The organism is Bacillus sp. SH7-1 (assembly GCF_008042405.1).
Taxonomy (GTDB): domain Bacteria; phylum Bacillota; class Bacilli; order Bacillales; family Bacillaceae_G; genus Bacillus_A; species Bacillus_A thuringiensis_N.
This window is the reverse complement of sequence record NZ_QNUD01000023.1, coordinates 91,451-100,819: the sequence shown is the minus strand read 5'-3', so window position 1 is coordinate 100,819 and position 9,369 is coordinate 91,451. Positions and strand designations below refer to the sequence as shown.

Here is a 9,369-nt window from a genome sequence, read left to right as displayed (position 1 = left end):
CCTCTTTTTTTAGTTTAATACGGATATGGTATTTGCTGATAACCCGGATATGGCGCTGGGTATGGTGCTGGATAAGTTACCGGATACGGTGCTGGATAGTAGCCCCCACCTGCTGCACCCGTTAATGCGCCAGCTGTAAGTCCACCTAACATGCCTCCAGCAAAACTTCCAGGAAAGAATCCACCGCCCCACGAGCCGCCACCCCAGCCCCATCCGCCTCCGTGATGGTGGTGATGATCATGGTAATTGTGCCCTCCATAGTGGTGATGTCCACCGTTATGGTTATGCCCTCCATGAGGATGATGATTACGATAATACACTCCGTTATTTTCTATATAATTCATGTTTCCCCACTCCTTTTCCGTTTCCTCATCGTTAATAGATATTGTATGAATAGTACGGACCTTGTTAGCAACCTATATAATAGGAAGAATCCACGTAATATGGTTATCCACCTTTTCCTATATAAGGGGCAAGGATTTTGTCCCTCCTACACTGTTTATTAACCAGCAAATAGCGGGCTAATAACGTAACAATATACTGTATGTAGGACAAATGCGGAAAGCATGGGGAAAATGTCTATATTTTGTAAAAAAAACAAAACACTTTATAATAAGAATGTCGGATTATACCTTTTTATATAAAAAGTCTATATTTAAGAAAGATTAGAGGAATTTTATAGCAATGAAGAAGCCTATCGTTCAATTATTATTGGTATTTATAATTGTATCTATCGTACTCTTACTTTTAGATACGTCTATCCTCTCACTATATACCTTTTTCGGTGTATTATGGTCTCTTACAATCATAGGAATATCTTTCGTTATTTTTATCGAAAACAGATCTCCACAAAGCACTTTAGCATGGTTTTTAGTATTGGCACTTCTTCCTGTTGTAGGTGTGCTTTTATACTCTATTTTCGGGCGTAGCCGTTGGAGAAGAAAAAAACATCTCCATCGTTCAGAAGAACAAAGAAAATTATTCCGTGAAATATTAGAAGGAAGACGAGTAGAATTATCACTCACAGTCCCCTTACATGAGCGTTCTACACATTTAACAAAAGTTATACAAAAATTTGGAGGCGGACCTGCCGCAGATAGAACAACTACAAAACTTTTAACAAACGGAGATCAAACATTCTCAGAAATTTTACAAGCTATCGAGCAAGCAAAACATCACATACATATTCAATACTATATTTATAAATCTGATGAGATTGGCACAAAAGTTCGGGATGCGTTAATAAAAAAAGCAAAATCTGGTGTTATTGTACGCTTCCTTTATGATGGATTAGGAAGTAATACGTTAAGAAGACGCTTTTTAAAACCTATGAAAGAAGCTGGGATTGAAATTGTTGAATTTGACCCTATTTTTTCAGCTTGGTTACTTGAAACAGTTAATTATCGTAACCACCGTAAAATCGTCATTGTAGATGGAGAAATCGGTTTTACTGGTGGACTCAACGTTGGTGATGAATATCTTGGCCGTTCAAAAAAATTTCCCGTTTGGCGTGATAGTCATTTAAAAATAGAAGGAAAAGCGCTATATAAATTACAAGCAATTTTTCTAGAAGATTGGCTCTATGCATCTAGTGGATTGAATACTTATTCTTGGGATCAATTTATGAATAGACAATACTTCCCAGGTAAAGAAATTTCAAGTGCAGAAGGTGCTGTGCAAATTGTAGCAAGCGGACCAAGCTCAGATGATAAAAGCATTCGCAATACATTATTAGCTGTTATGGGCTCTGCAAAAAAATCGATTTGGATTGCTACACCATATTTCATTCCAGATCAAGAAACTTTAACATTATTACGTTTAAGTGCAATATCTGGCATAGATGTACGCATTTTATATCCCGGTAAAAGTGATAGTATTATTAGTGATCAAGCATCTCAGTCCTACTTCACTCCACTTTTAAAAGCTGGTGCCTCCATTTATAGTTATAAAGATGGTTTTATGCATGCAAAAATTGTACTCGTTGATGATAAAATCGCGACAATTGGAACAGCAAATATGGACGTACGCAGCTTCGAATTAAATTATGAACTTATTAGCGTACTGTATGAATCAGAAACTGTTCATGATATTAAACGTGATTTTGAAGATGACTTTAAGCATTCCAATGAAATTAAATGGAACGCTTTCCAAAAAAGAAGTATCAAAAAACGAATACTAGAGTCTTTCATGCGACTCATTTCTCCTTTACTGTAAGCAATCAATGTAACATTGATTGCTTTTTCTTTTCCATTTCCCCCCTCTCCTTTTCTTTGCATACCATATTAAAACAAGTTATCATAAGATGTATTACTTTATGAAAATAATGTTAGGTGGGAAATACATGTTAGAACAATTTCATATACATGCTGATTTAAAACAGCAGCTTTCTACGATTCACGAAAAGAATAAGCAAGAAGCTGGTGAAAATGCACATTTAATTGGAAAGAAAATATATAAAGCATCTGATAACAGCATTATTGAAGATGCTATTACAGCACTTCTTCTTGGCAAAAACATTCTATTAAAAGGGCCGACTGGTAGTGGTAAAACAGTACTAGCTGAAACTCTTTCTTCTTTATTCCAAAAACCAATGCATAGCATTAACTGTTCTGTCGACCTAGATGTAGAAGGTATTTTAGGATACAACACACTACAAACGAAAGATGGCGCATCTGAAGTTACATTCGTTAACGGTCCTCTTATGAAAGCAATGAAGAACGGTCATTTCCTATATATTGATGAAATCAATATGGCAAAGCCTGAAACACTACCACTTCTTCACGGTGCATTAGATTACCGTAAAATGATTACCAATCCATTTACACAAGAAGTTGTATACGGTGATGACGAATATCGCGTAATTGCAGCAATTAATGAAGGTTACGTTGGAACAAGCGAACTAAACGAAGCGTTAAAAAACCGTTTCGTTATTATTGAAGTTCCTTACATTCAAGGTGATACATTAAAAGAACTATTATTAGCTGAATCAAAATTAAATGATGTTGCAACAATTGAAAAGTTCGTTGCCTTTGCAAGCGACCTTATGCCTTTAGCTCGTGATGGACGTGTAAGTGAAGAAGCGGCAAGTATTCGTGGGATTATCGACGCATGTGATTTAGGTGTATATATTCCTGTTATGCGTGCAATTGAACGTAGTATTATCGCAAAATTAAACGATGAAACAGAACAAATGACTGTCCGTGAATTAGCAGAAAGTTATTTCTTTGAGGGATAATTCATGAGACAAATTTTTAGTGACAAAAAAATTGATGCGTCGCTGTTTCTACAAATGGAAAACTTAATGTATGCTCTTCTAAAAGAAGACGATGCCTACCTTGAGTATGGTTATAAAGCATACTACGACGAAATTGAAAAAAAGGTTGTCATTAGTCACTTTTGGGATGATCGAAAAGAAGAGGATACAGTAATCGGATTAAAAAGCGAAGTGTTTTTAAAAGCACTTGGTAATAAACATTACTCGGACATGACTTTAATTCGTTCTTATGCGATTGAATTACAAGAATCACCCTTAAAAAAGTTTTTAACACAATTATTTGTTCTATTAGAAGATTTACGTGTTGAGGAAATCGTAAAAAACTTACGCCCTGGCACAAAGCATGTTTTTAAAAGAAGAAAAGAAATGTATCGCAATTATTTTAGCTCACAAAATGAAATCAATCGCGTTCGTAACTATCACGGTGATCGTCTATTTTGTCTCTGTTATCTTTCATTAACTAGCGATAAATATGAAATGTTTAATAATGAATATTTCGAGCAAATTGAAGCTATTCTGCATGAAACATTCCAAGCTCGTAATACGGAAGATATTATGTATATCGTTGAGAAAATTCGCTATCGTTTAGAGGAGATTCTTGAAAGTGATATGCTTAACAACTATTTCGGCCATGCACCACTTTATTTATCTGTTATTGCAGACGAAAAGAACTGTCGCGTCGAAGATTTAGCAAATGATGATACGCAGCTCATAGATGACGACGAAAATAAAAACAAAATGGATGAAAGCTTCTCAACATGGCATCGCGAAAATAAAAACAATGAAAACGAGAACTTTTTACGCTTTGAATTAGAAAGTGGAACAAAAACAAATATGATGGGTGATACTGCTCGCGAATCAGAAGATGGTGACCAAGCACTTGGCTCTGTACAAGGTACTTCTCAAAAAAGTACACAATCTAACTTTGATGGTGCTGATACAGAGGAAGCAAGAGCTTCTCACGCCTCTAGTCAAAATGATGGTGCATACGGTAAGTATAACGTTGGTGCTTCTCATACATTTAAAGAAGCTCGTAAATCAAATCCTGATGAGAAAAAGGATTACCAAGCTATCAAATCAGTCGTTAATAAAGATGTAAAAGAATTAAAGAAAATTATTGAAAAAACGATTGAAAATAAAACGAATGCAAATAGTGATAAATATTACGGAAGACTTCGTAAGAAATTCCTTCGTATTTATACTGAAAAGCAGCCTCGCATGTTTTATAAAAAAGGGCAAGAATCGCAAGAGCTCGACGTTGCATTCCAACTACTAGTGGACTGCTCTGGTTCTATGTATAACAAAATGGAAGAAACGAAAAAGAGTGTGGTCCTATTCCATGAAGCGTTGAAATCTTTAAAAATCCCGCACGCTATTAGCGGATTTTGGGAAGATGCTTCTAGTGCTAAACCTGAAGATAAGCCGAACGTTATCCATGAAGTTGTAACGTATAAAAACTCAACGTTACCAAACGTTGGTCCCGAAATTATGCAGCTTCGCGAAGAAGAAGATAATCGCGATGGATATATTATTCGTATCGTTTCTGAAAAGCTTGCAAAAAGACCAGAAAAGCATAAATTCTTACTTGTCTTCACAGACGGTGAACCTTCTGCACTAGACTATCAACAAGACGGTATTTTAGATACACATGAAGCTGTTAAACTTGCTCGTAAAAGTGGTATGGAAGTAATCGGAATCTTCATCGAAGAAGGCGAAGCGAAAGAAGCAACTTATCAATTAATGAAGAACATTTATAACCATCACTTCTTAGTTGCAAATCACGCTGAAGATTTACGTCTGAAGATTAAACCACTATTGAAAAAGTTATTACTGAAGACGATTGAATAGAAAAACAGGAGCGTTGTCGCTCCTGTTTTTCTTTCAATCACTTTGTTTCTGGCTGAAACTTGTATGGAATGGCTACTTCTAATAATGACTCGAATCCTCCATCGTAGAATGGGAATCGTTCATTTGCGATTGTTCGATCCACCCACTCTATTGCAGAAATTTCCTCTTCATCTTCTGCAATAAGTTCACCTGTTACTACATTCGCTCGAAATGTAAATAATAGCGCATGATTCCCTGACTCTTCAAAGAATTTTTCATTGATCGCAACAAGTCCACCTGCTACAGCAGTTAAACCTGTCTCTTCTTTTACTTCCCTTACTAGAGCTTTCTCTAACGTCTCACCCTTTTCAACAGCCCCACCTGGTAATGACCAAACGTTTTGTTCCACATTATGTACCATTAATATTTTATCTATTTCCTCATCATATATGAGCGCATATACGACATCAACTCTTTGCATGTTGCTTTTCTCCTTCAATTAACTCATCCATTGTAAATAAAGAATGTAGTTGTAAACCATCTTCTAATAAGTTTTCTCTTCCCTCTTTCGTTCGTTCAATCACACCTAGAACATGATGTACTTTCGCACCTAGTTCTCTTAAATCTTTCGTGCTTAATAATATTTGACCACCTGTCGTAATAACATCCTCAATAACACAAACATTTTTCCCAGCAATATTAACGCCTTCTGCTAACTTACATGTACCGTATTTCTTCGCTTCTTTTCTTACAAATACAACTGGTATACCTGTTTGTAAAGATAATGCTGTTGCTACTGGAATTCCTCCCATTTCTAAACCAGCGAGTACTTCTGTATCAGGAGGAATGAGCTCTTTCAATTGTATAGCAATTTCTAATAACAGTACTGGATTAGATTCAAATAAGTACTTATCAAAGTATTGATTTGATACTTGTCCTGATCGAAGCTTAAATGTTCCCATTAAACGTGACGTATTGTAAATTTCCTTTGCTAACTCCCATTTCTCCATCCACTGTCTCCCCTTTACACACAAATTAACTCATTCTATCACGTTTGTAATTATTTGTATATTCCTAAAATACAAATAAAAAGGTCGACTCCCAAGAATCGACCCTTCCTATTAATTCATCACTAACTCAGCTGTGAGCTTTTTTTTTAACTTAGCCAACATGTCCGTTGTCATTTTGTCTAAATCGTATTCTGCTTTAAAGCCCCACTCTTTCATTGCTGCTGTTGCATCAATAGAGTTTGGCCAGCTATCAGCGATTGTTTGACGAGCAGGATCTACAGCGTAATCCATTGTAAACGTCGGGATATGTTTACGAATTGATGCTGCAATTTGCTCTGGCTCAAAGCTCATCGCTGTAATATTAAATGCATTTCTATGCACTAGCTTACTTGGATCAGCTTCCATTAATGAAATGATCGCTTGTAAAGCATCTGGCATGTACATCATATCCATGTATGTTCCTTCTGCAATGTATGAGGTGTATGTGCCTTTTTTAATTGCCTCATAATAAATTTCAACTGCATAATCAGTTGTTCCGCCTCCTGGAGGAGCTACGTAAGAAATTAAACCAGGGAAACGTACGCCGCGCGTATCAACGCCAAACTTTTGATGATAATAATCACATAGTAATTCTCCTGCTACTTTGTTTACCCCATACATCGTAGTAGGTCGCTGAATTGTATCTTGTGGCGTATTATCTTTCGGCGTTGATGGACCGAATGCACCGATAGAACTTGGCGTGAAGAACTTACAGTTTAATTCACGAGCTGCTTCTAATGCATTTACAAGTCCGCCCATATTTAAATTCCATGCAAATAACGGATTTTTTTCTGCTGTTGCTGAAAGTAAAGCTGCTAAATGAATAATTGTATCTACTTCATTACGCTTTGCGATATCATGTAGTTTTTGTCCATCTGTTACATCTAACGTTTCAAATGGACCAGACGTTACTACTTCACTATCTGTTTCACGAATATCTGTTGCAATAACATTTGATGCGCCGTATACATCACGAAGTTTCATTACTAGTTCAGAACCAATTTGCCCTAAAGAACCGGTTACTAGAATTTTTTTCATTTTCCCCACTCCTCATTTGCAAGCTATTCAAAAGATGTCGTTACTTAAATGATGCCCATTTCTTTCCCTACTTTTTCATACTTACGAATTGCTTCATCTAACATTTCTTTCGTATGAGCTGCTGTAGGCATATTACGAACGCGTCCGGTTCCTTTTGCTACAGTTGGGAACACGATAGATTTTGCGTATACGCCTTCTTCATTTAGACGTTTACTAAATTCTTGTGTTAACACTTCATCCCCAATAATACAAGGTGTAATTGGCGTTTCACTTTCTCCGATGTTAAAGCCAAGTTCTTTTAATCCTTGTTTTAAATAGCGACCATTTTCCCACAGACGATCATGTAACTCTGTGCTTTCCATTAAGATTTCAATTGATCTCATGCAAGCTGCTGCATCAGCTGGTGTTAATGCTGTAGAGAATAAGAATGGACGTGAACGAACTTTTAACCAGTCAATTAAGTTTTGTTTCCCAGCTACATATCCACCAATTACCCCAATTGCTTTTGATAATGTACCAATTTGGAAATCAACTTTATCCGACAGACCGAAGTGCTTTACCGTTCCTGCACCTTTTCCAAGTACACCTGAACCGTGTGCATCATCTACGTATGTCATTAAATCTAACTCTTCTGCAATTTCAACAATCTCTGGTAGTTTTGCAACATCTCCATCCATTGAAAAGACACCGTCTGTAATTACCATTAATTTATTGTAAAGACCTGATTCTTTCGCCGCGATTGCTTTTTGGCGTAAATCTTCCATATCAGAATGTTTATAAACGATAATTTTTGCTTTTGATAGACGACTACCGTCGATAATAGAAGCATGGTTTAATTCGTCTGAAAGAATCGCATCATTTTTATCCATAACGGCTGAAATCGCTGCCATATTACAGTTAAATCCTGATTGATAAGCAATTGCTGCTTCTGTATGTTTAAACTTTGCAATTGTTTCTTCTAATTTAATATGCAAATCTAAAGTACCGTTAATTGTACGAACAGCTCCTGCTCCAACACCGTACTTATGAATAGCACCAATTGCTGCTTCTTGCAAACGGCTATCTGTTGCTAATCCAAGATAGTTGTTTGAAGATAAGTTAATATATTCTTTTCCGCCAATTGTAATGATCGGTCCATTTGAACTCTCAAGCGGATCAATTACGTTATAAAGCCCCTTTGATTTTAAATCCTCTAAATTTTCTTCTAAAAATTTTGCAAGTGTTTTACTAGACATTGTGAAGCCTCCCATCGTTCATGTAAGCGAATTATTGTCTTAATAGTTCTAATAATCCCTCTACTAGCTTAACACGTTTTCAGAATTTATTATAGAAAAATAGTTTAAAGTAACCGCTTACAATTCTAGATTATATATGATTCATTACAAGAAATCTATCATTTACTTTTCATATTTGATAGAATAAAAAAAATATTTAAGGGGGCTTCAATCATGGCATTTACTGAATCTGATGTATATAATAACGAAGCATTTTTTAAACAATATATGAAACGAAGATACCAAGAAAATAGCCCAAATGAGTCACTTGAAAAACCAGCCTTCTTTCAACTCATTGATGATGTGAAAGGAAAACAAATCCTTGATTTAGGCTGCGGAGACGCTAAATTCGGTGAGGAGTTATTAGAAAAAGGCTGCCACTCTTACACTGGTATTGAAGGCTCCGAACTTATGTATGAAAAAGCTAAAAAACAGCTAGAAAATAAAAATGGCTCCGTCCATTTTTTAAACCTTAAAGACTACACATACCCTCCTGCTACTTTTGATTTAGTAACATCTAGACTCGCCTTACATTATATTGAACATCTTCCTATCATTTTTCGTAATGTGTACGAAACTTTAAAAACAAATGGAACCTTTACTTTTAGCGTTCAACATCCTATTATTACCTCTTCATTTGAAAGCTTACAAACGAGCGGGAAAAGAACAAGCTGGATCGTCGATGATTATTTTAAAATGGGAAAACGCGTTGAGCCTTGGATTGAGCAAGAAGTTATTAAATACCATCGTACAACGGAAGAGTATTTTACATTGTTACAACAAGCTGGATTTACGATTACAAACTTAAAAGAAGCTACACCAGATCAAACTTATTTTCAAAGCGCAGAAGAATATGAACGACGTTTACGAATTCCCCTCTTCCTCTTATTTTCTTGCCAAAAATAAA

9 protein-coding genes are annotated in these 9,369 nt (G+C 36.0%); 4 read left to right on the top strand and 5 right to left on the bottom strand.

Annotated features, from left to right (window positions below; translation table 11 throughout):
• Positions 1 to 14: 14 nt before the first annotated feature.
• The gene (locus DN390_RS19310; RefSeq protein ID WP_060629517.1) at positions 15 to 344 is read right to left on the bottom strand and encodes a hypothetical protein; all 330 of its coding nucleotides are present in this window, start codon (positions 342 to 344) and stop codon (positions 15 to 17) included.
• Between the two features lie 340 nt (positions 345 to 684).
• On the opposite strand from DN390_RS19310, the gene DN390_RS19300 reads away from it, so the two are divergent.
• From DN390_RS19300 to DN390_RS19290, 3 genes are all read left to right on the top strand, one after another.
• Positions 685 to 2,214, top strand: a complete 1,530-nt coding sequence (locus DN390_RS19300) for a cardiolipin synthase (protein WP_147808136.1) — start codon at positions 685 to 687, stop codon at positions 2,212 to 2,214.
• 127 nt (positions 2,215 to 2,341) lie between these two features.
• Positions 2,342 to 3,235: an ATP-binding protein gene (locus DN390_RS19295; protein WP_147808135.1), complete on the top strand. Its 894-nt coding sequence runs from the start codon at positions 2,342 to 2,344 to the stop codon at positions 3,233 to 3,235.
• A 3-nt stretch (positions 3,236 to 3,238) separates the two neighbouring features.
• Positions 3,239 to 5,122: a vWA domain-containing protein gene (locus DN390_RS19290; protein ID WP_147808134.1), complete on the top strand. Its 1,884-nt coding sequence runs from the start codon at positions 3,239 to 3,241 to the stop codon at positions 5,120 to 5,122.
• 37 nt (positions 5,123 to 5,159) lie between these two features.
• On the opposite strand, the gene DN390_RS19285 is transcribed toward DN390_RS19290, so the two are convergent.
• The 4 genes from DN390_RS19285 to DN390_RS19270 all read right to left on the bottom strand — a co-directional run bounded on the left by DN390_RS19285 (position 5,160) and on the right by DN390_RS19270 (position 8,423).
• Positions 5,160 to 5,582 (bottom strand): NUDIX hydrolase, encoded by a 423-nt coding sequence (locus DN390_RS19285; RefSeq protein WP_097950506.1) that lies wholly within the window; start codon positions 5,580 to 5,582, stop codon positions 5,160 to 5,162.
• Complete coding sequence (gene pyrE, locus DN390_RS19280) at positions 5,569 to 6,111, bottom strand: orotate phosphoribosyltransferase (RefSeq protein WP_147808133.1); 543 nt, start codon at positions 6,109 to 6,111, stop codon at positions 5,569 to 5,571. The genes DN390_RS19285 and pyrE overlap by 14 nt, the downstream gene beginning before the upstream one ends.
• Before the next feature lie 111 nt (positions 6,112 to 6,222).
• Positions 6,223 to 7,188 carry an L-threonine 3-dehydrogenase gene (locus DN390_RS19275; RefSeq protein ID WP_000723139.1) on the bottom strand — a complete coding sequence of 322 codons (966 nt, stop codon included), beginning with the start codon at positions 7,186 to 7,188 and terminating at the stop codon, positions 6,223 to 6,225.
• Between the two features lie 44 nt (positions 7,189 to 7,232).
• Positions 7,233 to 8,423, bottom strand: a complete 1,191-nt coding sequence (locus tag DN390_RS19270; RefSeq protein ID WP_000095906.1) for a glycine C-acetyltransferase — start codon at positions 8,421 to 8,423, stop codon at positions 7,233 to 7,235.
• A gap of 213 nt (positions 8,424 to 8,636) precedes the next feature.
• Between DN390_RS19270 and DN390_RS19265 the strand changes: the two genes are divergently transcribed.
• Positions 8,637 to 9,368 (top strand): class I SAM-dependent methyltransferase, encoded by a 732-nt coding sequence (locus DN390_RS19265; RefSeq protein ID WP_147808132.1) that lies wholly within the window; start codon positions 8,637 to 8,639, stop codon positions 9,366 to 9,368.
• Position 9,369: the final 1 nt, after the last annotated feature.